The sequence below is a fragment of the Knoellia sp. Soil729 genome, assembly GCF_001427985.1.
GTDB lineage: Bacteria > Actinomycetota > Actinomycetes > Actinomycetales > Dermatophilaceae > Knoellia.
On record NZ_LMSA01000001.1, the window covers coordinates 878,315 to 902,400 of the forward strand.

24 protein-coding genes and 1 tRNA gene are annotated in these 24,086 nt (G+C 70.4%); 10 read left to right on the top strand and 15 right to left on the bottom strand.

Annotated elements, in window-relative coordinates; translation table 11 throughout:
• Positions 1-33 precede the first annotated feature (33 nt).
• Positions 34-1,032, bottom strand: a complete 999-nt coding sequence (locus tag ASG74_RS03940) for a YihY/virulence factor BrkB family protein (protein ID WP_056139144.1) — start codon at positions 1,030-1,032, stop codon at positions 34-36.
• A 63-nt stretch (positions 1,033-1,095) separates the two neighbouring features.
• Between ASG74_RS03940 and ASG74_RS03945 the strand changes: the two genes are divergently transcribed.
• Positions 1,096-2,616, top strand: a complete 1,521-nt coding sequence (locus ASG74_RS03945; RefSeq protein ID WP_056139146.1) for a PucR family transcriptional regulator — start codon at positions 1,096-1,098, stop codon at positions 2,614-2,616.
• A gap of 41 nt (positions 2,617-2,657) precedes the next feature.
• Here ASG74_RS03945 and ASG74_RS03950 read toward each other — a convergent pair whose 3' ends face one another.
• The 3 genes from ASG74_RS03950 to ASG74_RS17810 all read right to left on the bottom strand — a co-directional run bounded on the left by ASG74_RS03950 (position 2,658) and on the right by ASG74_RS17810 (position 5,480).
• On the bottom strand, positions 2,658-3,902 hold the full coding sequence (locus ASG74_RS03950; protein ID WP_056139147.1) for an NAD(P)/FAD-dependent oxidoreductase: 1,245 nt from the start codon (positions 3,900-3,902) through the stop codon (positions 2,658-2,660).
• A gap of 199 nt (positions 3,903-4,101) precedes the next feature.
• On the bottom strand, positions 4,102-4,884 hold the full coding sequence (locus tag ASG74_RS17805; protein ID WP_268766023.1) for an alkaline phosphatase PhoX: 783 nt from the start codon (positions 4,882-4,884) through the stop codon (positions 4,102-4,104).
• Positions 4,875-5,480 (bottom strand): alkaline phosphatase PhoX, encoded by a 606-nt coding sequence (locus ASG74_RS17810; protein WP_268766024.1) that lies wholly within the window; start codon positions 5,478-5,480, stop codon positions 4,875-4,877. The genes ASG74_RS17805 and ASG74_RS17810 overlap by 10 nt, the downstream gene beginning before the upstream one ends.
• A gap of 326 nt (positions 5,481-5,806) precedes the next feature.
• Between ASG74_RS17810 and ASG74_RS17085 the strand changes: the two genes are divergently transcribed.
• Positions 5,807-5,956 (top strand): hypothetical protein, encoded by a 150-nt coding sequence (locus ASG74_RS17085; RefSeq protein ID WP_156465263.1) that lies wholly within the window; start codon positions 5,807-5,809, stop codon positions 5,954-5,956.
• Between the two features lie 29 nt (positions 5,957-5,985).
• On the opposite strand, the gene ASG74_RS03960 is transcribed toward ASG74_RS17085, so the two are convergent.
• Positions 5,986-6,705, bottom strand: coding sequence for an ANTAR domain-containing protein (locus ASG74_RS03960; protein ID WP_056139149.1), 720 nt, complete (start codon positions 6,703-6,705; stop codon positions 5,986-5,988).
• A gap of 492 nt (positions 6,706-7,197) precedes the next feature.
• Between ASG74_RS03960 and ASG74_RS03965 the strand changes: the two genes are divergently transcribed.
• Together ASG74_RS03965 and ASG74_RS17310 are read left to right on the top strand one after the other, a co-directional pair.
• Complete coding sequence (locus ASG74_RS03965; protein ID WP_268766027.1) at positions 7,198-7,803, top strand: GAF and ANTAR domain-containing protein; 606 nt, start codon at positions 7,198-7,200, stop codon at positions 7,801-7,803.
• Positions 7,804-7,968: 165 nt separating this feature from the next.
• The gene (locus tag ASG74_RS17310) at positions 7,969-8,145 is read left to right on the top strand and encodes a hypothetical protein (protein WP_162252776.1); all 177 of its coding nucleotides are present in this window, start codon (positions 7,969-7,971) and stop codon (positions 8,143-8,145) included.
• A gap of 244 nt (positions 8,146-8,389) precedes the next feature.
• On the opposite strand, the gene ASG74_RS03970 is transcribed toward ASG74_RS17310, so the two are convergent.
• Positions 8,390-8,462, bottom strand: a tRNA-Ala gene (locus ASG74_RS03970).
• A 71-nt stretch (positions 8,463-8,533) separates the two neighbouring features.
• On the opposite strand from ASG74_RS03970, the gene ASG74_RS03975 reads away from it, so the two are divergent.
• Positions 8,534-9,760, top strand: a complete 1,227-nt coding sequence (locus tag ASG74_RS03975; RefSeq protein WP_235498799.1) for an AI-2E family transporter — start codon at positions 8,534-8,536, stop codon at positions 9,758-9,760.
• 66 nt (positions 9,761-9,826) lie between these two features.
• Here the strand turns inward: ASG74_RS03975 and ASG74_RS03980 are convergent, their stop codons facing one another.
• From ASG74_RS03980 to ASG74_RS04005, 6 genes are read right to left on the bottom strand one after another with little or no spacing between them, the layout of a single operon-like run.
• A complete protein-coding gene (locus ASG74_RS03980) occupies positions 9,827-10,831 on the bottom strand; it encodes a hypothetical protein (RefSeq protein WP_156465265.1) in 1,005 nt (334 codons plus the stop codon).
• 26 nt (positions 10,832-10,857) lie between these two features.
• Complete coding sequence (locus ASG74_RS03985; protein ID WP_056139157.1) at positions 10,858-11,523, bottom strand: GNAT family N-acetyltransferase; 666 nt, start codon at positions 11,521-11,523, stop codon at positions 10,858-10,860.
• Complete coding sequence (locus ASG74_RS03990) at positions 11,523-12,011, bottom strand: MogA/MoaB family molybdenum cofactor biosynthesis protein (RefSeq protein WP_056139160.1); 489 nt, start codon at positions 12,009-12,011, stop codon at positions 11,523-11,525. Before ASG74_RS03990 ends, ASG74_RS03985 begins: the two co-directional genes overlap by 1 nt.
• A complete protein-coding gene (gene moaC / locus ASG74_RS03995) occupies positions 12,008-12,436 on the bottom strand; it encodes a cyclic pyranopterin monophosphate synthase MoaC (protein WP_235498817.1) in 429 nt (142 codons plus the stop codon). The genes ASG74_RS03990 and moaC overlap by 4 nt, the downstream gene beginning before the upstream one ends.
• 58 nt (positions 12,437-12,494) lie before the next feature.
• On the bottom strand, positions 12,495-13,718 hold the full coding sequence (locus tag ASG74_RS04000; protein WP_056139165.1) for a molybdopterin molybdotransferase MoeA: 1,224 nt from the start codon (positions 13,716-13,718) through the stop codon (positions 12,495-12,497).
• Positions 13,715-15,100, bottom strand: coding sequence for a UTP--glucose-1-phosphate uridylyltransferase (locus ASG74_RS04005; protein WP_056139167.1), 1,386 nt, complete (start codon positions 15,098-15,100; stop codon positions 13,715-13,717). The genes ASG74_RS04000 and ASG74_RS04005 overlap by 4 nt, the downstream gene beginning before the upstream one ends.
• Before the next feature lie 72 nt (positions 15,101-15,172).
• On the opposite strand from ASG74_RS04005, the gene ASG74_RS04010 reads away from it, so the two are divergent.
• Complete coding sequence (locus ASG74_RS04010; protein ID WP_056139169.1) at positions 15,173-15,733, top strand: 5-formyltetrahydrofolate cyclo-ligase; 561 nt, start codon at positions 15,173-15,175, stop codon at positions 15,731-15,733.
• 11 nt (positions 15,734-15,744) lie between these two features.
• Here ASG74_RS04010 and ASG74_RS04015 read toward each other — a convergent pair whose 3' ends face one another.
• The gene (locus tag ASG74_RS04015; protein ID WP_056139170.1) at positions 15,745-18,417 is read right to left on the bottom strand and encodes a penicillin acylase family protein; all 2,673 of its coding nucleotides are present in this window, start codon (positions 18,415-18,417) and stop codon (positions 15,745-15,747) included.
• 46 nt (positions 18,418-18,463) lie between these two features.
• Here ASG74_RS04015 and ASG74_RS04020 point away from each other — a divergent pair, with 46 nt between their 5' ends.
• Positions 18,464-20,041, top strand: a complete 1,578-nt coding sequence (locus tag ASG74_RS04020; protein ID WP_082569486.1) for a potassium/proton antiporter — start codon at positions 18,464-18,466, stop codon at positions 20,039-20,041.
• 120 nt (positions 20,042-20,161) lie between these two features.
• Complete coding sequence (locus tag ASG74_RS04025; protein WP_056139172.1) at positions 20,162-20,479, top strand: FmdB family zinc ribbon protein; 318 nt, start codon at positions 20,162-20,164, stop codon at positions 20,477-20,479.
• 32 nt (positions 20,480-20,511) lie between these two features.
• Here the strand turns inward: ASG74_RS04025 and ASG74_RS04030 are convergent, their stop codons facing one another.
• On the bottom strand, positions 20,512-22,284 hold the full coding sequence (locus ASG74_RS04030; protein ID WP_056139174.1) for a DEAD/DEAH box helicase: 1,773 nt from the start codon (positions 22,282-22,284) through the stop codon (positions 20,512-20,514).
• Positions 22,285-22,479: 195 nt separating this feature from the next.
• Between ASG74_RS04030 and ASG74_RS04035 the strand changes: the two genes are divergently transcribed.
• Both ASG74_RS04035 and mscL read left to right on the top strand, forming a co-directional pair.
• Positions 22,480-23,166: an SAF domain-containing protein gene (locus ASG74_RS04035; RefSeq protein ID WP_156465267.1), complete on the top strand. Its 687-nt coding sequence runs from the start codon at positions 22,480-22,482 to the stop codon at positions 23,164-23,166.
• A 132-nt stretch (positions 23,167-23,298) separates the two neighbouring features.
• Entirely contained in the window at positions 23,299-23,667 is a 369-nt protein-coding gene (mscL, locus tag ASG74_RS04040; RefSeq protein WP_056139178.1) for a large conductance mechanosensitive channel protein MscL, read from the top strand.
• 115 nt (positions 23,668-23,782) lie between these two features.
• On the opposite strand, the gene ASG74_RS17090 is transcribed toward mscL, so the two are convergent.
• On the bottom strand, positions 23,783-23,977 hold the full coding sequence (locus tag ASG74_RS17090; RefSeq protein ID WP_156465268.1) for a hypothetical protein: 195 nt from the start codon (positions 23,975-23,977) through the stop codon (positions 23,783-23,785).
• Between the last annotated feature and the right edge of the window lie 109 nt (positions 23,978-24,086).

Consider the following 24,086-nt stretch of genomic DNA (forward strand, 5'->3'; position numbering starts at 1 on the left):
CCCACAACGTGTCCGTCCTCAGTGCAAGGCTGGTCACCTCGGGAACGTGTCGCCGCCATCAGGATCTGCGCCAGATCTCTCGAAGGCGACATCAATCTGCTGGTACTGCTTGAACCGCCCGATCCGGGCCTGCTGGGCGTAGGCCTTACGGTCGCCGTCGGTGAGCTCCACGTCGTCGGTGAAGGGGGTGAGCAGGGACCGCGGATAGAGCCGGTTCGCCCGCACCACGTCTGCCTCCGCGAAGAACACCGTGCCGAACGCGGCAAGGTGGAAGAACGCGAACAGGCCGATGACGATCCCGAAGACACCGTTGGTCGCAGAGGTCGTGTTGACCACGCGCTCGACCAGCTGCACCCCGAAGTACTGCAGCAGCTGCCAGGTCATCGCGGCGCCGACGGCTCCCACCGCCACCTGCCGAAGCTTGAGGTCGATCGCCACCGCCCGCCGCATTCCGAGGGCGAAGACGAGCGCGGTCCCGAGGAAGGTGGCCACGGTGACGGCAACGCGCGTCACCAGCGGGAAGGTGCTGATCGCCCTTGCGCTGACGATGGTGACCGTGGTCGTGAGGACGACGAAGAGCAGGATCGTGAGCAGGAGCAGGAGGCTGCGCCCACGTGCACGGAAGGGGTTGGGGCGGGAGTTGCGGGGCACACCCCACACCGTGTTCATCGCGTACTGGAAGGCCTGTCCGACGCCCAGTCCGCCATAGAGCGCGACGACGCTGCTCACGACGACTCCGGTGATGCTCCCGCGCAGGGTCTGGGGGTCGCCGAGCTGCGCGCCGATGACCGGGATCTCCTGCAGCGCCGAGTCGAGCACCCGCTGCTGCAGGTTCGGGTAGTTCGACAGCACGAGGCTCAGTCCCGTGGAGAAGATGAGGAGCAGCGGGAAGAACGACAGGAACGCGTAGTAGGCGATGAGCCCGACGAGATAACCCGCCTGGTCGTCGAAGAACTTGTACAGGACGGCAAGCGGGTACCCGAGGACGCGATGCTCGCGCTGGAAGCGGTCCAGCGGGCCGAGTTGTGCCACGCGCGCATCCCATCACATGACGCGCCTCGACGCCTGACCCCGCGGTGCCATAGTGAGGAGGTGATGACCACTGCTGCCCTCGCGCAGGCTCTGGGTCCCACGTTCGTGCGCCTCTCGCAGCCCGGGGAGGACCGGCCGGTGCTGGGCCTGGAGATCGTCGAGGCCAGTGACCCTGCGCGCGCCGAGCGCGGCGATCTCGTGGTGGCCGTCGGAGTGCGCACCGACGACGAGGCGCTCGCGCTGGTCGAGGCCTCGTCAGAGGCCGCCGGGTTGATCCTGCGCCGCCCGTGGGCGGACGTGGCACGGGTCAGGGAACGGTGCGCCGACCTGGCACTCCCCCTGCTCGTGTGGTCGGAGGACGCCACATGGACCGCTGCCCTGGCTGCGCTGCGCTCCGCGGTCGAGGTCGTGCCCGGCACTCCCGAGCACGGCCGCACAGACCACGTCTTCAGCGACCTCTTCGAGATGGCCGACACCATCAGCGCCATCCTCGATGCCCCCGTGACGATCGAGGACGCAACCTCGCGAGTCCTGGCCTACTCGCACGGCCAGACCGACGTCGACGCCGCACGCATGTCGACCATCGTGGGTCGACGAGTCCCACGGGAGATGCGCGATCACTTCCGCTCGCTCGGGGTGTTCAAGCGCCTGGCGCACTCCGACGAGCCGTTCCTCGTTCCCGCCGGCGCGAACGACGTCCGCGCGCGCTACGTCGTCCCGGTGCGGGCGGGTGGTGAGTGGCTCGGGTCGATCTGGGCGGTCGTCGACGGACCCGCGACCGAGGACCGGCTCCGTCGCCTGCCTGCGGCCACCGAGCTCGTGGCCCTCAGCCTGCTGCGGCTTCGCGCGCAGACCGAGCTGCACCACCATGTGCAGCTCGACCAGGTGCGTCGCGTGCTGCGGGGGTCGACCACCGACCAGCCCCGCTGGTTGGACGACGGCCCGTGGCATGTCGCAGCCCTGGAGGGACCGGCAGACCTGGGCGCGGACGCGCGACGCGAGCTGTGGCTCTCACTCTGCCTCCGGCACGGGTGGCGCCAGCCGCTGGTGGCCGACCTCGACAGCGCCGTCTATGCCATCCTTCGCGGCCAACGCGGGGCGGGCAGCCAGCCCTGGCTGGCGGACCTGGTCCGCGCGAGAGGACAGAAGGGCTCCGGGACACGCATGGTGGTGGGCAGCGAGGCCATCACCGTCGGTCAGGTGGAGCAGTCCCGTACCGACGCCGCCGAGCTGCTGGCTCTGCCGGTCGGTGCCACACCCGAACCAGTCATCTGCTTCGACGCCCAGTGGCCCGCCATCGTGCTCAGTCGCGCGGTGCGTGGGCAGGTCGACCGGCCGCTGGCATCACCTCTGGCCGACCTCCTCAAGACCCCGGGCCATGCGAAGACCGACTGGCCGGCTACCCTGGAGGCCGTCATCGACCACTGGGGTGAGCCCCAGAAGGCGGCTCGAGGCCTCGGTGTGCACCCCAACACGATTCGCTACCGCCTCGCGCGGTTGGCCGAGCTGTGCCCGGTCAACCTCGACGACCCGCGGGAGCGGCTCGCCCTGCGCCTCGAGATCGCCCGGCTCCGCCAGACCTGACGGCAACCGCCACGCAGGACCGGGCCGAGGACCCGCTCGGCCTAGCGCAGCGGGTCGACCGCTCGCAGGGCGTCCGGACGACCTCCGGTGGCGATCTGCTCGGCGAGCAGCTTCCCGGTCACGGGCCCCAGGGTGACGCCCCACATGCCGTGTCCGCCGGCGATGAAGACGCGCGGATCCTTGGACGCACCGATGAGTGGGAGGCCATCGGAGGTGCATGGCCGCGCACCGACCCACTCGTCCTCGCGCTGGTCGAGGTGGGCGCCCTTGAGCAGGGTGCGCGCCTCGGTGACCAGGGCGTCGATCCTGCGGGGGTCCATGGGCGCGTCGACGTCGCGGAACTCCATCATCCCCGCGATGCGCAGACGGTCACCGACCGGAGTGCAGGCGACGCGCTGGGTCGGGAAGTAGACCGGTCCGCGTGGGACGTCGTCGACCTTCACGGTGAAGGAGTAGCCGCGCCCGGCCTGGACGAGCTTGCGCACGCCGAAGGTGCGTGCGAGGTCGCCGAGCCGGGCACCGGTCGCGATGACGACCGAGTCGTAGCGTTCCCCCGCCACCACGACCTCCGACGCCGAGGTGCGCACAGCGTCCACGTCCGTGCCGGTGACGATCCGACCGCCGCGCCCTCGCACCGATTCGGCGATGGCGTGCACATACGTCGAGGGGTCGATGAAGCGCTCGTCATGGATCAGGACCGCGGTCTCGATGTCGTCGGCGAGCGCCGGCTCCTCCAGCCGGGCCCGCGCTCCGTCGACCACGTCGAAGCTCACGCTCTGGCCACTGGCCTCGATGAGCTCGAACTCCTCCAGGAGTGCCCGGCTGTCCGCCACGGAGCGGAAGGCCGCCGTGAAGGGTTCCGCCGCCTGCGTCCTGGCAGTGACACCGCCCCGCTCCAGCTCGTCGTAGGCCGCGAGCGCCCACGTGTTGAGGGGGATGAGCGCCTGCATCGCCTGCTGCCACCGCGCGGGGGTGCAGTTGCGCGCGAACTGCACGAGGAACCTGATCAGCCGGGGGTCGAGCGTCGGTGGCACGTAGACCGGGGAGGACGGGCTGAGGACCGCCTGCAGGCCGTACTTGAGCACCGACGGCTCGGGCAGGGGCACGGCGATGCTGGGTGTCAGCCACCCGGCGTTGCCCCAGCTGGACCCCGAGGCCACGCCGTCGCGGTCGATCACGGTGACGTCGACACCGGCTTCTTGGAGGAACCACGCGGTGGACAGGCCGACCATGCCGGCACCGAGGACTGCGACCCGTTCTGAGCGCGGGGAATCTGAGATGGCCATGATCCCATCGTGGTCGTGAAGTGAGTCAGAGGTCTCGGCCGCGCAGAACAGTTCCACCCAACCGCTTTGTGCTCCCACAACAGGGCTGCCGCCCCCGTTCCCGTGGCCGTGGCGGTGGCCGTGGTGGTGGCGGGATGCGGTCCGGACCCACCCATCACGGGCCCGGACCGCAGGACTCACGCAAGTCAGGGCGGAGCGCCTACTTCCAGGGGCCGGTGATCGCGAAGGTGTAGCCGTCACCCTGGATGGAGGCGAAGAGGACCTTGCCATCGCGCGAGAAGGTGGGTCCGGCGAACTCGTTCCCGCTGACGTCGTTGCGAGCCATCGGGAACGACGTGCCGGCCGTGGTGACGCCGACGAGGTGCTGTATGCCGTCGCCGTCCTCGGCGAGGATGAGGCCACCGTTGGGGTCGAGACAGATGTTGTCCGGGCCGTCGTAGTCGGTGTCGGCGTCGGGGTCGGGGTTCACGCCGAAGATGCTCTTGAGCTGCACCGTCTCGCTCTCGGGGTGGTAGAACCAGACCTGCCCATCGTGCTCGTTCCTGCTGCCGTCGGTGCTGCGCGCGAAGCTGGCCACGAAGTAGGCGCCTCCGTCACCCCAGTAGGCACCTTCGAGCTTGCGGCTACCCGTGACAGCGCCGGTCTCGAACTGCTTGCGGACCGACGTCTCCGTCGCGAGGGGGTCCGGCACGTCCACCCAGGTCACCTTGTAGGTCGTGCCGACCCGGGTGGCCTCGGACAGGTCGGCGATCGCCCGGCCGCCCTTGGTGCACAGCATCGCCTGCAGCGTGCCGGCCGTGTCGCCCCCGTGGGACAGGGCCAGCTCGCGCAGCGCACCCTTGCCGGGGACGAAGCCGACGGGAGGGGTCCACCGGTAGTACAGCCCGTGCGGGCCGTTGGCGTCCTCGGTGAGGTAGATGGTCCCGCTCGGGTCGACGGCCACGGCCTCGTGGGCATAGCGACCGAGGAACTTCAGGGGCACCGGTCGAGGTTGGCATCGCGGTTGAACGCGTCCACCTCGAACGTCCAGCCGTGGTCCTCCAGGAAGCGGCCGCCCTTGCGCTGCTCGGTCTCTTCGCAGGTCAGCCAGGTGCCCCACGGCGTCCGGCCTCCGGCGCAGTTGTTGTGGGTGCCGGCGATGCTCACGTACTCGGACCTGCGGTTGGCATGGGTGTCCATGACGATCGTCGTCGTGCCACCGCGAGCGCCCGGGTCGAAGGTCAGCCCGGGGAGCGCGGGGACGCCGTAGGTCTCGCTCCCACCGACCTCGTGGTTGGAGACGAGCGCCCAGCTCGACGGTCCCTCGAACACGGCCGCGCCGTCGGGGTCGCTGGGTGAGGGCTCGCCGGTCTCGAGGACGGTCTCGCCGGCGTGGGCGAGGATCGTGTAGGAGAAGCCGGCTGGCAGGGAGAGGACCCCAGCCGGGTCGGGCACGAGGGGCCCGTAGCCGTCACGACGGCGCGTCAGGGCCACGGCCTCGGGCGCACCGATGGCGTCGATGCTGCCGGCGACGGCGATGCTGAGACCGCCCAGACCACTGGCGCGCAGCAGCGAGCGGCGGGAAACTGATGAGTTCACGAGAACCTCCACGATGAGAGTTGTTGAGCCTTCAGTGAACCGACCGCGTCGTTCCCAGGGCTGTCCGTGAGATGAGCAGGCTGCGAAGAACCGACGACCTGCGGATGAACCGGGGCCGGGATGACACCGGCGGAACCCGCCTGAGGCTCGGCTACATGCGACGCCGTGAAGCCAGCATCAACGACGTGCCCATCGAGGAGTCGCAGCGGCGGGTCACGCCCGGGAAAGGCGAGCTGCCGCCGATTCAAGCGGCTCTCGCCGCTGGACTGTCAACCCGAACGGCCGCGCGTCGCGGATGCGATCGACAAGCTGCCCGAGAAGCCGTGGTGAAGTACCCGGGGAGCCGGCTGGCTGCACGACAGGAGCGCGTTGGAGCCGCACTCAACCGCTTCCGCGCCGGCGAGCTCGACGCCTTCGGGGTCGACGCCTTCGGGGTCGATCGGGTCCCTTTTCACTACTCGCGGGCGGCGGAGTGACGCATACTTCTTTCACCCAGCCTCAGCGGTTAGCCGCGACCTATCTGGGCTTCGTGGAGGCCGAGGAGTGCTTTCGCCACGACGGCTTGGGAGGTGCCGGCCCGTGCGGCAGCGTCCTCGAGAATGGCCTGCGCTTCCCTGGTGTCGACTCCTCCTGCGGCCGACAGGTATCCGATGGCTTGGTCGGTGAGCGCTTGGTCCTGCAGCCGCGTGGGCGCCTGGGCCGCTTCCAAGCGACTCGCGAAGGAAAGGTCCGCATTCAGTACGGCCCCTGGAGCCCAGGCACCCACGATCACTGACAAGGCGTCTTGTTGCCCGACGAACGCGTCAGGGGTGGAGGCGTAGAGATTGACGCCGCCGGTGACCCTGCCGGCCGATTCGAGCGGCATCGACAACGTGCTCAAGACCCCGGCGGCAGCACCAGCGCGAGCGAAGGCGGCCCATCGATCCTCACTGAACAGCCCATCCTCGCCAGAGGTGTCGACCAGACGGTCCTCCATCACGGCGTCGACGCAGGGACCACCCACTGCGTACTGCACACCATCCAGGCCGGCGATCTCCTCGTGCGTGGCCACCAGCGTGAACGTGAGCCCCTCCCGGTACAGGGACACGCTCATCCCCACGCACTGAGGAACCACCCCGGCCACCCGGGCGGCGGTACGCCTCAGGTCAGCGACCAGATCCCAGTCGACAAACTCGCCGATCGTCTCCAGCGCTTCCGCTGTTTCCCGCAACGGCTCAAGTGGCATGCCTCATCCCCGTCCTCTCCTCGATAGAGTTCCCCGCATCCGCGACACTAAACGGCAGGAATGAACGGGATCGTCATCGGCGTCCTGGCCGCCCCCGGAGCACCCCTGCGGAACTCATCTGGGACGAATGGTCGCCGCAGCCACGGGGTAGCACCCCAGCGCGGCACCGTCGCGGTCCAACAGCTCGGCGGTGGCGGTGCCGCCCCACCTCAGCGTGCTGGCACACCGGGCAAACAGGCCAGCGGGCGGCGCTTTCTCTGCAGCCAAGGTGTATTTTTGGGTTGTTGGTCAAGGAGCGGCCTCTTCCCCACAATTTCAGCAGTCGCGTCTCCATGAGCGATGGCATGGGATTGCTCACCCCCATGAGTCTGGAGACGCCGTGACTGCACACCTGCCCCTTGCTGAGGCGCTCGCCGAGGCCGTCGAGCAGATCAACAGCCGACGGGCCCTGCCCGAGATCCTGGAGAATCTCGTCGGCACGGCTCGCGTTCCCTGCCCGGCGTCGACCACGCTGGCATCACGATCACCCGACCCGATGGCAGCCTGGACACCATCGCCGCGAGTGACGACTTCGTTCGGCGTCTCGACCAGCTGCAGTACCACTTGGGCGAGGGCCCCTGCGTGAGCGCCATCCGCGAGGAAATGGTCGTCGTCGTCAACCACGCCGACCGCGAACACCGGTGGCCAAACTTCATGAAGCAGGCGGCTGCCATGGGACTGCGCTCGCAGATGGGCGTGCGACTCAGAGTGGACGACTGCACCCTCGGCGGGCTGAACCTTTATGCGACCGAAGTGGATGCGATCGACCCTGACGTGATCCAGATGGCCCAGCTTTTCGCCTCCCACGCCGCCCTCGCCCTCGGCAAGGCCCGGCGTGAGGAGAACCTCATCCAAGGCATGATGACCCGTCAACGTATAGGTGTCGCCGTCGGGATCGTGATGCAGCAGCACGGTCTTTCCGAACAGGACGCGTTCCAATACCTGGCCCGGGTCTCCCAGAACAGCAACGTCAAGCTGCGCGACATCGCAGACGAGGTCGTGACCGCCGCCAGCGCAGAAGGCGTACCTCGAACCACGACCCCCGTCGACGCCAGCTAGATGACTCCTCGAGCGTCACACCCCCATCCCCGCACGGAACATTCGCGATGAGGGCCGCACCGTCAGGGGCACCGGTGGACAACCGCCACGACACCGACGTCTTGAGAGCTGTGGCTTGAGGCACTGTTGCACCGACAGGTGGACGTCGAGCAAGGGAGCTGAACCATGCCAGCCAAGCAGAAGAAGGCTCGGATGGGCCACGACGACTCGTTCGCCAAGCCCTCCTTACGACGGGCCCACAGCTCCGGCCTGGTGACCCCAGCACTGTTCATCTTCTCCGACTTCTTCGTGCAGTTCCTCGCTCAACCTTCGAGAACTGGCAGTCGGAGTTCCTGCAGCTGATCGGGCTCGACGAGAGCGGGATCGACAGACCCGCTCTTCGTCACCTCGACCGGGCACCGCCTGCACGCCTCGGCGTTCAAACGCACCCTCCACTGGTCCGAGCTCGCCCCCGGTCGTCGGATCCACGACCTGCGCCACACCGCGGCCTGCGCCACACCGCGGCCTGTCTCTGGCGCTCAAGAGGACAACGACAAAATCCGCCCGACCGAGCACATCGGTGCTGGTCGGACGGATTGCTGTCGGGTGGAGCTGAGGGGATTCGAACCCCTGGCCTTCTCATTGCGAACGAGACGCGCTACCAACTGCGCCACAGCCCCTTGAGCGGGCATCACGATAACACCGGGCGAGGCCGCTCACGAAACCGGACGAGCCGACATACGCTCACGGCATGCGACTTCGTATGCCGTCCGGCCGGGTTGGCCGTACCGGCCCCGCGGACCTGCCCCGACTCAGCGTGCCCGCACCTGCATCGGAGCTCCCACCCGCCGCCGGCGCCCAGGGCATCGACCCGGACCCGACGCACCAGCCGGCTGCCTGGCAGGTCCCCATGGGCGTGCGCACGGCCAGCGAGTGGTCGTGGCGGTTGCTCATCGTGGCAGCCGCCGTGCTGGGCGCGCTCTGGCTCATCACCTACTTCTCCGAGGTGACGGTGCCCCTCATCGTGGCCCTCCTCCTGGCGGCCCTGCTCATGCCGGTGACCCGCGCTCTCTCCCGAGCCCTCCCACGGGGGGCTGCCGCCGGCCTCACGGTCCTCGGCACGCTTGCCATCATCGGCGGAGCGCTGAGCTTCGTGGGCTCTCAGTTCTCGTCGCAGTTCAACGACATCAGCGACCAGGTCGGCCAGGGAATCGTCGAGATCCGCAGCTGGTTCCGCACGAGCTTCGGCGTCACCGACACCCAGGTCGACGACTGGATCGAGAAGGGCCGCGAACAGCTGAGCTCCGGCGGAGGAAGCCTGGGCGAGACCGCCGCGCAGGCCGGACTCACCGTGACCCACGTCCTTGCGGGATTCTTCATCGCGATGTTCGCGCTCTTCTTCTTCCTCTACGACGGTGAGCGCATCTGGTCCTGGGCGGTTCGGCTCTTCCCGCGCGACGCCCGCGTCCGGGTGCACTCGTCGGGGGTCATCGCATGGGGCCAGCTGTCGGCCTTCACCCGCGCGACGATCGTGGTCGCCGCGGTGGACGCCCTCGGAATCGGCATCGTCGCCGCCGTCCTCGGCGTGCCGTTCGCCTCCGGGGTCGCCGTCCTCGTCTTCTTCGGCGCGTTCGTGCCGGTCATCGGCGCGGCCATCTCGGGTGCGGTGCCGGTCCTGCTCGCCCTGGTGGCCCTGGGCCCCGTCCAGGCGCTCATCATGCTCGGTGGAGTCATCGCCGTGCAGCAGCTCGAGTCCCACGTCCTGCAGCCGTTCCTGCTGGGCCGGGCCGTGCGCGTGCACCCCCTGGCCGTCATCCTCGGCATCGCCGCAGGCGTGGTCGCCGCAGGCATCCTTGGCGCCCTGATCGCCGTGCCGCTCGTCGCCGTGCTCAACGCCGTCGGTCACCACCTCCTCGACAACCGGGCCCTGCCTGCCGGTCTGGAGCACGAGCTCGAGGAGAGCGGCGAGGCCGGTTAGTCCGCCAGCCCGGACACGACGAACGCCCCGCGAGGTCTCTCGCGGGGCGTTCGCCGTGTGGGGCGTTCAGAGTCCGGCGATGCGGCGTTCCGGAACGTCCTCGTATGCCGGGTGCTCGGCTTGTGCTGTCGGCTGGGGCCGGGGCGCCGGCGCCGGGCGCTCGGCCGCGCGGGCCTTCATGGTGTAGGTCGGGCGCGGCACCGGGCGGGGGTCCCAGGTGAGCGGGATGTCGTCCTCGTCGAGCTCGGGCAGTGCGACCTCGTGCTCGGCCACGACCGGAGCCGGGTCGAGCGGGTGCTCTGCCACGCGCTCCTCGCCGAGCGGGGTGCTGGTGCGGCTCTCGGTGTGGGCCGAGACGTCGTAGGGGGCGACCTGCTCGGTCGCAGCCTCAGCGTCGACGGTGGCGGTGACGGCGATGTCGTCCAGGCCCACCGGCTCGCTCGCGGCGGTGGGGACCGATGCCGACTGGGCAGAGGGGCGAGCAGCGAAGGTGGGAGCCGGGGCCCCGGTGCGCGCGGCGGCGCGACGTGCCCGGCCACGGGCGGCCCGACGCGCCCTGGCCTCGGCCTGGATGCCGGCGCGCAGCCAGAAGAAGCCGACTCCGGCCATCACGAACGGGACCACGAACGACCACCACACCAGCACGCTCAGGGCGGAGAGAGCGCCGAAGGCGATCGTCCCCAGCAGCCCGACGAGCAGAACCGTCCCGCGGGTGGCGCGGCTGGGGTGCATACCCGCCGGCGCGGCGACGGCAGCCGTGGGTGCGGCCCTCTCGGCGCTCGCGGGCACCTCGACCCTGGGCGCGGGCGCCGCCACGTGGGCCGCCGCGCGCTTGACGGTCACCTGCGGTCGCATGGCGCGAGCCGGGCTCAGGGCGGAGGTGCGAGGTGCCTGTCCGCCGGAGTCGACGGTCAGCAGCGGGGCGCGCCGCTCGAGGACCCGCATCGTCTGGGAAAAGGCGTCGACGGACCGGATCGTGGCGAGGTGCTCGCGCCGACGGACCCAGTACTGGACGAAATAAGCAGCCCAGATCCCGATGATGACAAGGAAGATGAGGCTGCTCGGCTGCACGAGCACGACGTTAGGCGCGCGAGGCCTCAGTCGGTCGGACCCTCAACGGTGTGTCGCTCACGTGACTGCTGTGACCCGTGGGTCAGACGGTCCATGACCGTCGCACCCGCCAGGTCCTCCGTCGTCAGGGCGAACGAGCGGTGGTCGCGCCAGTCACCGTCGATGTGCAGCATCCGGGCCCGCACGCCCTCGTCCCGGAAGCCGAGCTTGCGGACGACGGCCAGGCTGGCTGCGTTCTCGGGCCGGATGTTGATCTCGATGCGGTGCAGCCCGAGCTCACCGATGAGGTGGTCGGACACCAGCGCGAGCGCGGTGGGGACGATGCCCCTGCCCGCGACCGATTGGGCCACCCAGTAGCCGACGGTGCAGGACCGGAAGGACCCCAGGACGATGTTGCTGGCGTTGATCTGCCCGACGAGGCGGCCATCGGTCTCGATGACGAGGGGGACCATCCGCCCCGCGAGGGCGTCACCCTGGTAGACCTCCACGAGGTCCTCGAACGTGCGCGGCGCAGTTGACGGCACGGGCGAGGTGGCGTCCCACGGCCCGAGCCACTGCCGGTTGAGGGAACGCACCGAGGTGTACTCGTGCTGGTCCTCGACCCGCATCGGCCGGAGCAGGATGCGGGTGCCGTCGGGCGTCGTTCCGGCCAGCAGCAGTGACCAGCCGCGACGCGGACGGCTCCAGCGCATCAGTGATCGCCACCGGCGAGCTGGCTCAACGCATGCGCCACCACGGGCTCGAGCACGGCGAGAGCGTCGCGCACCCCGCCCGTCGAGCCGGGAAGGTTGACCACGAGGGTCTGGCCCGCGACCCCGGCCAGCCCGCGGGACAGCATCGCGGTGGGCACCCCGGCCGCCACCCCCGCGGCGCGGATCGCCTCGGCGATGCCTGCCACCTCGCGGTCGAGCAGCGGTGCCGTGGCCTCGGGCGTCGCGTCGGTCGGGCTGATGCCGGTGCCACCGGTCGTGAGCAAGAGGTCGGGACGCGTGGCGAGGGCGGCCACCAACGTCGGGGCGATGTCGGCGTCCTCCACGACCGTCGCGTCCTGCACCTCCGCCCCCCAGGCGCGCAGCGTCTCGACGATGAGCGCGCCACCCCTGTCGGGATAGACGCCCTGCGCCGCCCGGGTCGATGCCGTGACGACGACGGCTCGACGCCCGGCCAGGTCAGCGCTCACGGCTCGACCCAGTCGCCGGATCGACCGCCCGACTTGGCCGTGACGCGGACGTCGGTGATGCGGGCGTGCTTGTCGACGGCCTTGACCATGTCGATGAGCGCGAGGGCCGCGACGCTCACGGCGGTGAGCGCCTCCATCTCGATGCCCGTGCGGTCGGCGGTGCGGACGGTCGCCGCGATGTCCACCCCGTCGTCGGCCACGTCGAGGTCGACACTGGCCGCGTGGACGGCCACCGGGTGGGCCAGCGGGATGAGCTCCGGGGTGCGCTTCACCGCCTGTATGCCGGCCAGCCGGGCGACCGCGAGCGCGTCACCCTTGGGGACGGTCCCGTCCCGCAGGGCCGCGACCGCCGCCGACGAGAGCAGGACCCGGCCCCGGGCGCTGGCCTCACGCGCCGTGACCGCCTTGGCGGACACGTCAACCATGTGGGCCGTGCCGTCGGCTCGCACATGGGTCAGACCGCTGCGGGTCACGCGGCTGGTGTCATCGGTGGCCACGGGATGAATCCTCCCCCACCAGCGGCAGGAGATGGACGCCGTCACCGGGCCGAATCTCGGTGGTCTCGGCACCGACGACCGCGAGGTGCGTCGCATCGGCGAGCGCTCCCAGCATGTGCGAGCCCTGCCCACCGGAGGGCCGCGCCCCGTCGGCGTCCACGACGACTCGGGTGAACTCGACCTTGCCCGGGATCGATGACCACCCCTGCGACGCAACGCTGTCCGTCGTCACCGGCTCGGGGTCGAGCCCGGCCAGGGCCCGCAACACCGGCAGGACGAAGACGTGGAAGGACACGAACGAGCTCACGGGGTTGCCGGGCAGGGTGATGATCGGTGTGCGGCGGTCACCCACGACGCCGCCGCCCTGGGGCATCCCGGGACGCATGGCGACCTTGACGAAGTCGACGGTGCCCGTGGCCGACAGGACCTCCTTGACGGTGTCGTAGGCGCCCATGGACACCCCGCCGGTGGTGAGGATGAGGTCCGGCTCGCCGGGCACCTGCTCCAGGAGCGACCGCCAGGCGTCGGCATCGTCGGCGAGGTGGCCCACGCCGACGAGCTCGGCGCCGGCGGCCCGGATGAGGGCGGCGAGCATCGATCCGTTGGAGTCGACGATCTGCCCGTGCTCGAGCGGGAGCCCGACCGGCACCAGCTCGTCTCCAGTGGACAGCACATGGACACGGGGCAGGGGCAGGACGAGGACGTCCGGGACGTTGGCGGCGGCGATGAGGGCCAGCCTCCCGGGCGTCACCCGCACCCCGGCGCGCAGCACCACGTCGCCGGCGCGCACGTCCTCGCCGCGTCGACGCAGGTGTCGACCGGCCTCGGCCGCCAACGTCAGCGCCACCCGCGACACTCCCCCGTCGCTGGCCTCGACCGGCACGACCGCATCGGCCCCCTCGGGCATCGGGGCACCGGTCATGATCCGCATCGACGCCCCGGCCCGCAGCACATGGGCCCGCGTGTCCCCCGCAGCGATGTCCCCGTCGACCTCCAGGACCGCCGGCGACGCTGGCGTCGCGCCGACGACGTCGGCCGAGCGGACGGCATACCCGTCCATGGCACTGTTGTCGAAGCCCGGAAGGTCGACGGCAGCAACGACATCCGCGGCCAGCACCCGGCCCAGCGACTCCGTCAGCCCCACCGTCACGGGCGGCAGCGCCGAGACCAGGCCGACCAGCGCTGCCCGGTGCTCCTCGACCGTCCTCACGCGTCACCCTCGAGTCGGGAGCCGTCCGGGATCGTGCGCGGCTCGGCGGCCTTGACCCTCACGTCCCCGACGCACGACACGTCGCGGCCGAACGTCACGTCACCGTCGACGACGAGCGACCGCGCCTGCCTGATCGAGGGCACCCCGTGCGGGAAGCGCGCGTCGAAGTCGGCGATGAACCTGAACTCACCCGACAGGTCGATGAAGGGCTCCTCGTGGTCGATGAGCGAGACCACCCGGCTGGCCGAGTCGAGCTCGTAGACGTCGGAGCGCACCAGGAGCAGCTCGTTGGTGGTCTTCACCGGGCGGAACCGGTCGCGGGGCACCAGGAGTGCCCGCGATCCCTCGAAGACCTCGACGGCCGACCCCATGGACGACTCGATCTGGATGACGGGTGTCGAGTCCTTGCGGGTCGGGTCGACCGTCTTGCGGTTGACGATGATGGGCAGCTCGAGGACGCCGGCGCGCTCGGCCAGCTCAGCGGCAAGTGCGTCGAGGTCCACCCAGAGGTTGTTGACGTGGAAGTACTCGTGCCGCTCGTTGTCGGCGAAGTACTCCTCCTCGCCGGGAGCCACCTGAGCGGAGTCTCGCAGGACGAGCCGGCCGTCGTCGCGGCGGTGGGCGAGGTGCCCGCCCTTGCGGTCGTTGCGCGTGCGCTGGCAGACCTCGGCGACGTAGGGAATGCCCTGGTCCGCCATCCACACCGGGATGCGGGGGTCGCACACCGCCCCGAGGTTGTCGGCATTGGACAGGAAGAGGTGACGGAAGCCCCTCTCCCGCAACGTGTCCAGCAACCCGCTGGACTGGAGCGCGACGTAGACGTCGCCGTGACCCGGCGGGCACCACTCGAGCTCCGGGGCCTGCGGCCACGACACCGGGCTCAGGTCGTCCTCACGCAGCTTGGGCTCGGCGCTCTGGGTGAAGCTCAGCGGCAGCCCCTCGACCTCGAGCGCGTCGTAGGCCGCGAGCACCTCGAGCGTCTCCTCCTGCGTGCGGAACGAGTCCATGAACACCAGCGGCAGCTCGACGTCGTACTCCTCGCGGATCGCGAGCACCTGGCGGGCGATGATGTCGAGGAAGGTGAGGCCGTCGCGCACCGGCAGCGCCGACTTGGGTCCACTGATGCCCATCGACGTGCCGAGTCCGCCGTTGAGCTTGAGCACGACCGAGGTGGTGAGCGCCTCACGGGCCAGTGCCTTGTCGACGGCGAGGTCGCCGAGCGCCTGCACCTCGCCGAGTGGCTCGATGGTGTCCTCGTGGATGTAGCCGGTCGCGTCCTGCTCGAGCATCGCGTAGAACCGGGTGAACGCACCGATCGCCCGCTCGTCCACCCCACGCGCACGCATCAGCTCGGTGCCCTGCTGCAGCCCTTCGATACTCATGTCGTCACCCTAGGCGAGCGGCCAGCCGCCGTGCAGGCACCGGTACCAGTGCGGGTGGACCACACTGGGAGCGTGACCCGGGACCTCGCCAGCAACGCCAAGGCTGCGCTGCGGCCGTCGCTGCTCGCGGCCCGCCGTGAGACCGCGTCCTCCCGCGACCGCGACGCGGACGACCGAGCGCTGGCCACCCAGGTCCTCTCCGTCGTGACGCGGCTCGGCCTGCGGGAGGGCGACACCGTCGCGGCCTACGAGGCGCTGCGCACCGAGCCACCCACGTCGGCGACCATCGACACCCTGGTGGCACACGGCATACGGGTCATCGTCCCGATCACGTTGCCGGACAACGACCTTGACTGGTGCGATGCACGTGACACCCACCGTATGCCGCTGGGTCCCGATACGATCTCGTCCGCCGGTCTCGTCCTCACCCCTGGGCTGGCGGTGGACCTGGTCGGCACGCGGTTGGGCCGCGGTGGCGGCAGCTATGACCGGGCGCTGCTGCGCCGCTCCCCTGACGCGCGCGTGCTCGTCGTCCTCCACCCGGGCGAGATCCACCCGGTCCGGCTGCCGGCGGACGAGCTCGACCAGCCCGTCGACGGCGCGCTGACCGTCGCCGGGGTGACAGAGTTCTGACGTCCCGACCCTCAGGAGGCCTTCTCGGGGACCAGGGACAGCTCGTCCTCGGCGCTCTCACGGACGGCCTTCTCGGTGAAGGGCCAGGGGTCCTGGCGGCCCTTGACCCAGTCCTCGGTCTGGTCGTCATAGTGGCTGCTGAACGCGTGGCCGCTCGCGCCGGTCTGGTTGATCCACGTCGACCGGTCGAGGTTGCCGAGGTCGACGACCATGCGCATGGAGGGCGCCCAGTTGGTCTCGTAGCCGACGCTCGCGTCCCATCCGTTGGCGTTGACGATCGAGGACCCACCCGGCATCCGGTGGCCTCCACGGTTGAAGACCGCCCGGACGTAGCCCGGGACGCTGTCGCCCCCGAGGACCTGGTGGGTGAGCTCGAGGGTGTGCAGGGCACCCCAACGCCAGTCGTCGGGGTCCTTGCCGAGTCGCTTGGTCAGCTCCAGGCGGGCCTCGACCTGGGCCTGGCGCAGGATCTCGTCACGCCCCTCGGTGACCCCGGCGGTCTGGCGGTTGTCCCACCAGGCGCTCTTGGGGTTGTCCAGGAGCCTGCCGACGGCCGCGAAGTAGCGGCTGCCGCCGTTGGCCTGGAGGTCCTCGGGGACCTCGTCGTCGAAGAGGAGCCGCAGGAGGTTGGCCCACACGGCGTTGTAGTAGGCCGCGGCCGCACCCGCACGGGAGTCGTCGGCCGGTGTCGTGTGGTCCCAGTCGCGCAGCAGGTCCTGCGCCTCGCGGGTGAACTCCGCCTCGGTCTCGGAGTCCTCGGCACCTCGCAGGGGCACCGCGAGCAGCGCCTTGACGAGGACCGGCGCGAACTCGTTGCGGGTGTCCAGCTGGATGCTGGCCATCTTCTGGGCGGTGACCTTGCCGCCGTCCTTGGTCGCCTGGGTGATGAGGTCACGGATGCGCTGTGCGCGGTAGCCGTAGTCCCACTGCGTGGTGAGGAACGGCGTGGCGCTCGCGGTGACGGCCTGGTTGGCCGTGACGAGGAAGCCCTCCGGCGGGTCGAGCGAGGTGGGCATCGACTCGAAGGGCACGTCACCCTTCCAGTCGTAGGCCTCGTCCCAGCCCGGCGCCGGCCAGTAGCCCGGGGGCGACCCGGGGAAGGCCGACGTCCGGACCGGCACCTGGCCCGGCGCCTGGTAGCCGATGTGCCCGTCGACGTCGGCATAGATGAGGTTCTGGGCCGGCACGGCGAAGGACCTCGCAGCCTCCCGGAACTCCGGGAAGTTCTGGGCCGCGTTGAGCTTGAGGATGGCGTCTGCGGTCTTGGTCGCGCGCAGTCCGGTCCACGCCATCGACACCGCGTAGTCCTGACCGATGACGGCGGGGGCGTCGGACTTCGGCACGGGTGAGCGCTCCCCGGCGTCACCGAAGTCCTCGAGCACGTCGGACATGAGCGGACCGTGCCTCGTCGAGCGCACCGTCATGCTCACGTCCGCGGCACCGGCCACCTTGATGACCTCGCGGCGGGTGGTGAGGGGCTCGAACGTGGTGCCGCGCAGCACGGTGTCCCCGTCGACCTGCTCGAGGTAGAAGTCGCTGACGTCCGGCCCCAGGTTGGTGAAGCCCCACGAGATCCGGTCGTTGTGGCCGATGACCACGCCCGGCACGCCGGAGAACGAGAACCCGGCGACCTCGAGGGGGCACTGCTCGGACTTCTGGCGGCAGTGCAGCCCGATCTGGTACCAGATGCCCGGCTGGCCCGGGCTGAGGTGCGGGTCGTTGGCGAGCAGCGGCTTGCCGGTCGCGGACTTGTCCGGGCCGACGACCCACGAGTTCGAGCCGATGCCGTCGCCGCGACCGAGCAGCTGGGGGACGGCATCGAGCGCACGTCCCACCGCGGCATACGCCTGCTGTGCGGAGGGTGTGTCGGAGGCCGCCACGATGCGGGCGACCGAGGAGGACGGCGCCGCGGTGGCCGCACGGGAGCGGGCGAGCGCCGGTGGCACGGCCGACGACTGGCCCCCGGCTGCGGTGGGCTGCCAGTCCTGCGCGGACAGGATCGGCTCGTTGGCGAGGTCGTAGGGCGGATACAGCTCGGCGATCTGGGTCGGGGTGACGCGGGTGGAGAGGCGTGCGCGCGCCAGCTCGTCGGAGTAGTCGCCGCGCAGGTCCCACGCCATCGCCTTGAGCCAGGCGATGGAGTCGGCCGGTGTCCAGTCCTCGATGCTGTAGTCCTTCACCCGGGTCCCCAGGACGACGTACTCGAGGGAGGCCTTGGACGGCGACCGTCCACGCAGGTAGGCGTTGACGCCGTCGGCGTAGGCCTGCAGGTAGGTGCGCGTGGACGGCTCAAGGGTGGGCAGCTCGGCCTCGGCGATGCGTCGCCAGCCCATCGTGCGGATGACCTTGTCGGTCTCCAGCCCCGCGTCGCCCACGAGCTCTGACAGGCGCCCGGAGGTGATGTGTCGCCGCAGGTCCATCTCGAAGAAGCGGTCCTGCGCGTGGACGAACCCCTGCGCCTTGGCGATGTCGGCGACGCTGTCGCCGTAGATCTGCGGGATGCCGCGGTCGTCACGCAGGACGTCCACCGTGCCGCTCAGGCCCGGGATGGTGATCTGGCCCTCGGTCTGGGGGAAGGAGCGCCGGACGAGGGAGACGCCGACCATCGAGACGACGAGAGCGGCGACGGCGAGGACGCCGACGACGGCCAACGTCACCCGTCTGGCGACACGGTGGGAAGTCATCCTGCGAGACTAGGTCAGTCCACCGCGACGACGAACAGGACGGGCCGTGACCGACACCCCCGGTGTGCCGCGTCTTCTCAGCGGTGCCCGGGAGACGATGGCTGCCGCCGACTCCGGCAACCTGCACGCCCTCTCGATCGCCCTGCTCATCGGTGCAGTCGTGCTCATCACGGCCATCGCGGCCGTGCGGCTCTCGACCCGCTCCGGCCTGCCCTCGCTCCTCATCTATCTCGGCATCGGCATCGCCCTGGGCAACCGTGGACTGGGCATCGACTTCTCCGACGAGGAGCTGACCCAGGTCCTCGGCTACGCGGCCCTCATCCTCATCCTCACCGAGGGCGGGGTGACGACGAAATGGGAGTCGATCAAGGGCTCGCTCGCCCCGGCGGCCGCGCTGGCCACGGTGGGCGTCCTCGTCTCCATCGGCGTCGTCGCGGTGGCGGCACACTTCGTGCTCGACATGTCGTGGAACGTCGCCCTCCTCATCGGGGCGATCCTCGCCTCGACCGACGCCGCCGCGGTGTTCGCCGTGCTGCGTAGGGTGCCGCTGCCGCGCCGGATCAGCGGCATGCTCGAGGCGGAGTCGGGCTTCAACGACGCCCCCGTCGTCATCCTTGTGACAGCGCTGGCAGGGCAGACCGCCACCTCCGACTCCTTGGCGGTGGGGTCGATCGCACTGCTCGTCGTCGCCGAGCTCGTCGCCGGCTCGGCCATCGGCCTGGCGGTGGGCTGGCTCGGCGGCCGGTTCATGGCGCGGGTGGCCGGCGGCTCCTCGGCGCTGTTCGCCATCGGGGTCGTGACGATCTCCGTGCTCGCCTACGCCGCGGCCGACACGGTGCACGCGTCGGGGTTCATCGCCTGCTACCTCGCCTCGCTGGTGCTGGGCAACCTTGGCCTGCCGCACCGGGCCTCGATGCTCGGCTTCGCGACGGCACTCGGCTGGCTGGCCCAGATCGGGCTCTTCGTCCTGCTCGGGCTGCTCGCCGACCCCTCCGGTTTCCCCTCGCAGATCCTGCCCGCCCTGGTGCTGGGGCTCGTCCTGCTGCTGGTGGCGCGCCCCCTGTCGGTCATCGTGTCGTGCGCGCCGTTCGGGCTGGGCTGGCGCGCCCAGGTGTTCCTGTCGTGGGCCGGGCTGCGTGGTGCCGTGCCGGTCGTGCTCGCGACGGTGCCGCTCACCGTCGGCACCCCGGGCGTCGACTGGGTCTTCAACCTCGTCTTCGTCCTCGTCGTCATGTTCACGCTCGTCCAGGCGCCGACGCTGCCCTGGGTCGCGAACCGGCTCGGCCTCGACACCTCCCACCACTCGGTCGACCTCACCGTCGAGACCACGGCCTTCGACGACATCGGCGCCCACCTCATGGAGGTGACCGTGGGCCCCACCTCGCGACTGGCCGGGGTGCAGGTCTACGAGCTGCGCCTGCCACCGGGGGCCAACGTGGCGCTCATCGTGCGCGACGACGTCGCCTTCGTGCCGAAGGAGACCACCCCGCTGCACCGCCGCGACCAGATGCTCATCATCACCCCTGCCGCCGTGCGTTCAGTCGTCGAGAGACGCCTGTATGCCGTGAGCCAGGGCGGCCGCCTCGCCGGCTGGTCCGCTGCCGACGGGGCCGCGTCGCCCTGACTCGTGGCTGCTGAGCGGTCCGGCGGCCGGACACGGAGGGTGGGCGGACGGCATACCGGAGCACTCCCGTGCGTTCCGTATCCTAGGAACCGCTCATCCCGCAGTGCCCAGGAGGAAACAGTGCCCACGTACGCCTACGCGTGCCGCGAATGCGACCACCGTTTCGAGGTCGTGCAGTCCTTCAGCGACGACTCACTGTCCGTCTGCCCCGAGTGTGACGGGTCCCTGCGCAAGGTCTTCAACTCGGTGGGCGTCGTCTTCAAGGGTGGCGGGTTCTACCGCACCGACTCCCGCGCCGCCTCGAGCAGCTCGACCGGTGCAGCGAGCACGAACGGCTCCTCCGACTCCGGGTCGAGCAGCAGCTCCTCGAAGCCGGCCGCCGACACGACGTCCAGCAGCAAGCCCGCGTCGGCAGCAGCCTCCAGCTCGCCTGCCTGACCCGGCCCATCGGGCTCCGGCCCTCGCTCAGGTCAGCTGTGCTGACCCTTGCGATGCGGCTTCTTGTCGGGGCGCCCGCCGCGCTCCTGTGACTCGCTCAGCTTGATCAGCTGACCGGAGATGCGGGTGGTGCGCAGCCGCTCCCACGTGCCCGCGGGCAGCGCGGCCGGCAGCTCGACGAGGGAGTGGTCGGGGCGGATGTCGATGTGTCCGAAGTCCTGGCGACCGAGCCCGCCCTCGTTGGCGAGGGCTCCGACGATCTGGCGCGGCTCGACCTTGTGACGGCGGCCCACCTCGATGCGGTAGGTCGCCATCGGCCCGGACGCACCGCGCCTCGCACCACGCTCACCCTGCGAACCACGGTCGTCGCGATCACGGCGTGGGCCGCGGTCGTCACGGTCGCGTCCACGCGGGCCGCCCGGGCCGTCGGTGTCCCGCTCGCGGCGCGGGGGCCGCACGGGGTCCGGGCCGAGCAGCATCGGCTCGTCGCCCTGGAGCACGATCGCGAGCGCCGCCGCCACGTCGCCCTCGGGCGCGTTGTGCTCGCGCACGTAGTGGGCGATGACGTCCCGGAAGGTGTCGAGCTCGTTCGAGGACAGGGCCGAGGTGATCCGGTCGTCGAAGCGGCCGAGGCGCGTGGCGTTGATGTCCTCGACGCTCGGCAGCTGCATCTCGGTGAGCGTGGTCTTCGTGGCCTTCTCGATGGCCTTGAGCAGGTAGCGCTCGCGCGGTGTGACGAACGAGATCGCGTCGCCCGAGCGGCCGGCGCGGCCGGTGCGACCGATGCGGTGCACATAGGACTCGGTGTCGGTGGGGATGTCGTAGTTGACGACGTGGCTGATGCGCTCGACGTCGAGGCCGCGGGCTGCGACGTCAGTGGCCACGAGGATGTCGAGCTTGCCGGACTTGAGCTGTGCGACGGTGCGCTCGCGCTGGGCCTGGGCGATGTCACCGTTGATGGCGGTGGCCGAGAAGCCTCGGGCGCGCAGCTTCTCGGCGAGCATCTCGGTCTCGTTCTTGGTCCGGACGAAGACGATCATCCCCTCGAAGTTCTCGACCTCGAGGATGCGCGTGAGCGCGTCGATCTTCTGCGGATAGGACACGAAGAGGTAGCGCTGGGTGATGTTGGGAGCGGTCTCGGTCGTGCGCTCGACGGTGATCTCGAGGGCATCGGTGAGGTACTTCTTGGAGATGCGCCGGATCTGGGAGGGCATCGTCGCGGAGAACAGCGCGACGTGCTTGTCGGCCGGGGTGTCCGCGAGGATCGTCTCGACGTCCTCGGCGAAGCCCATCTTGAGCATCTCGTCGGCCTCGTCCAGGACGAGGAAGCGCAGCTCGGACAAATCGAGCGTGCCCTTCTCGAGGTGGTCCATGATGCGGCCGGGCGTGCCGACGACGATGTGGACACCGCGACGCAGTGCGCTCAGCTGCACTCCGTAGGCCTGACCGCCGTAGACGGGCAGCACGTGGACGCCGGGCATGCGCGAGGCGTACTTCTCGAAGGCCTCGCACACCTGGAGCGCGAGCTCGCGGGTCGGGGCGAGGACGAGGGCCTGCGGCGACTTCTGCTTGAGGTCGAGCCGGCTGAGGATGGGCAGCGCGAAGGCAGCCGTCTTGCCGGTGCCGGTCTGGGCGAGTCCGACGACGTGGCGACCGGCGAGCAGGGCCGGGATCGTCGCGGCCTGGATCGGGGAGGGCCGTTCGTAGCCCACGTCCTTGAGCGCCTTGACGACGCGCTCGTCGAGACCGAGGTCGGCGAAGGTGTCCTGCTCGGGCTCTTGCGGGGTCTCACTGTTGTCGCTCACGTCACGACCGTACTGGCGCGCACCCCGCCACAGCGAATGCCGTGCTGAGTCACCTGGCCGCTCGGGCCGGCTGAGACCGCTTCCGTATGCCGTGAGCACGGCCCGTCGTCCACAGCCACCTTCTCCTGGTTGCGTCGTCCACAGCCTGTGGCCGCTCCCTCGCAGGAGCGCCGCAGCCGACCTAGCGTCGACGTCATGCCACGCCCTCGGCTCCCCTCGCTGCACCGGCCCGAGCTCCTCGGGGCATCGAGGCGGGCGCGGTGGCGGCGCCGCGTGCTGCGTCGTGTGGCGGCGGCCGGGTGTGGCGCAGTCGCCGCCCTCCTCCTCGTGGGGGTGATGCGGCCGCCACCCGTGCCGACGACCGCGGTGCTCGTCGCCGCCCGCGAGCTGGAGGCGGGTGCCCTGTTGGAGGCGACGGACGTCCGTGTCGCCCACCTGTCAGGCGGCGAGGGCGCTGTCGGGAGCGTCGGGACGCTGCAGGACACTCACGAGGTGGTCGGACGGCGCCTCACGTCACCGGTGCAGCAGGGAGAGATCGTCACCACAGGGCGGCTCGTGCCCCGCTCCCCCGCCGACCGTCTCCCGGCCGGCTCCGTGGCGGCACACCTCCTCGTCGCCGACGAGCGCTCCCTGGACCTCGTCTCGGCCGGCCGGAGGGTGACGCTGTTTGCCGACACCGGTGGTCCCGCGGTGGCACGTGACGTGCTCGTCCTGGCTGTCGACACGCCCGAGACACGCGGGGTGACCGGATCGTTGCCTGGCACCGGCTCCCCGCCCCGGGGCATCGTCGTGGCCCTGGGCACGCCAGGGCTGGAGGCGGTCTTCGCAGGTCAGCGCCCGGACGGCGGACCCCCGAGAGTGGTGGCCGTGGTGACGGGCTAGGCCACGTGCTTCCCGTGCACCCACGTGACCCCCGGTTCGACGCCGCTTGGGTTCGTGCAGCGACTTGTACTGTGTTGGCGCTTCGACGATCGCCGTCGGGGCAGCAGTTCTCCGAAGGAAAGGACAGAACCCATGAAGGGCTTCAAGGACTTCGTGATGCGCGGCAACCTCGTCGAGCTCGCGGTGGCATTCGTCATCGCCGGAGCGTTCGGCGAGGTCGTCAAGAAAATGGTCGACGTCATCATGTCCATCGTCGGCAAGGCCGGGGACCAACCGGACTTCAACGCGTGGAAGCCGGGCGACGTGCCGCTCGGCGCGTTCATCACCGCGCTCATCGCCTTCCTCATCCTGGCCGCTGTCGTCTACTTCTTCGTGGTCAAGCCCTACACGGCGGCGCAGGAGCGCTTCTTCCCCGCCGAGCCGGAGACCGACACGGTCGACCCCAACACCGAGCTGCTCAAGGAGATCCGCGACAGCCTTCGCGCTCGTCCCAACCTCTGAGCGGACACGCAGCTCCGAGGTTCACCCGATCTCAACCACCACCACCCGACGTATTGCCCGTTGGGCGAGTTGCGAGGGCAGCACGCCACTCTCCCAACGGGCCATAGGTCGCTGGTCAGCCCCAGTGCGGCGGGCGGTTCTCGCGCAGCCACCGCGCTGACGCGTCCCCCTCGCCGCGCTCCCCCCAGCCTTCGTCGGTGTCGTCGCGCGACTGCTCGACTGCGCGTTGCGTGCGCCGCGCGCTCACCTCAGGCGCCTCGCCCTCTGCTGCGGCCCCTCGCGTGCTGTCCTCGTCGGCGGCGCCGGTCACCGGCAAGTCCTGTCCGTCCGCCACATCCGACCGGTCCAGCGGCAGGCGGCTCGACGTCAGGCCCTCGTCCGACCCGACTCGCTGAGGGGCGCTCGACGCACGCCGCGGC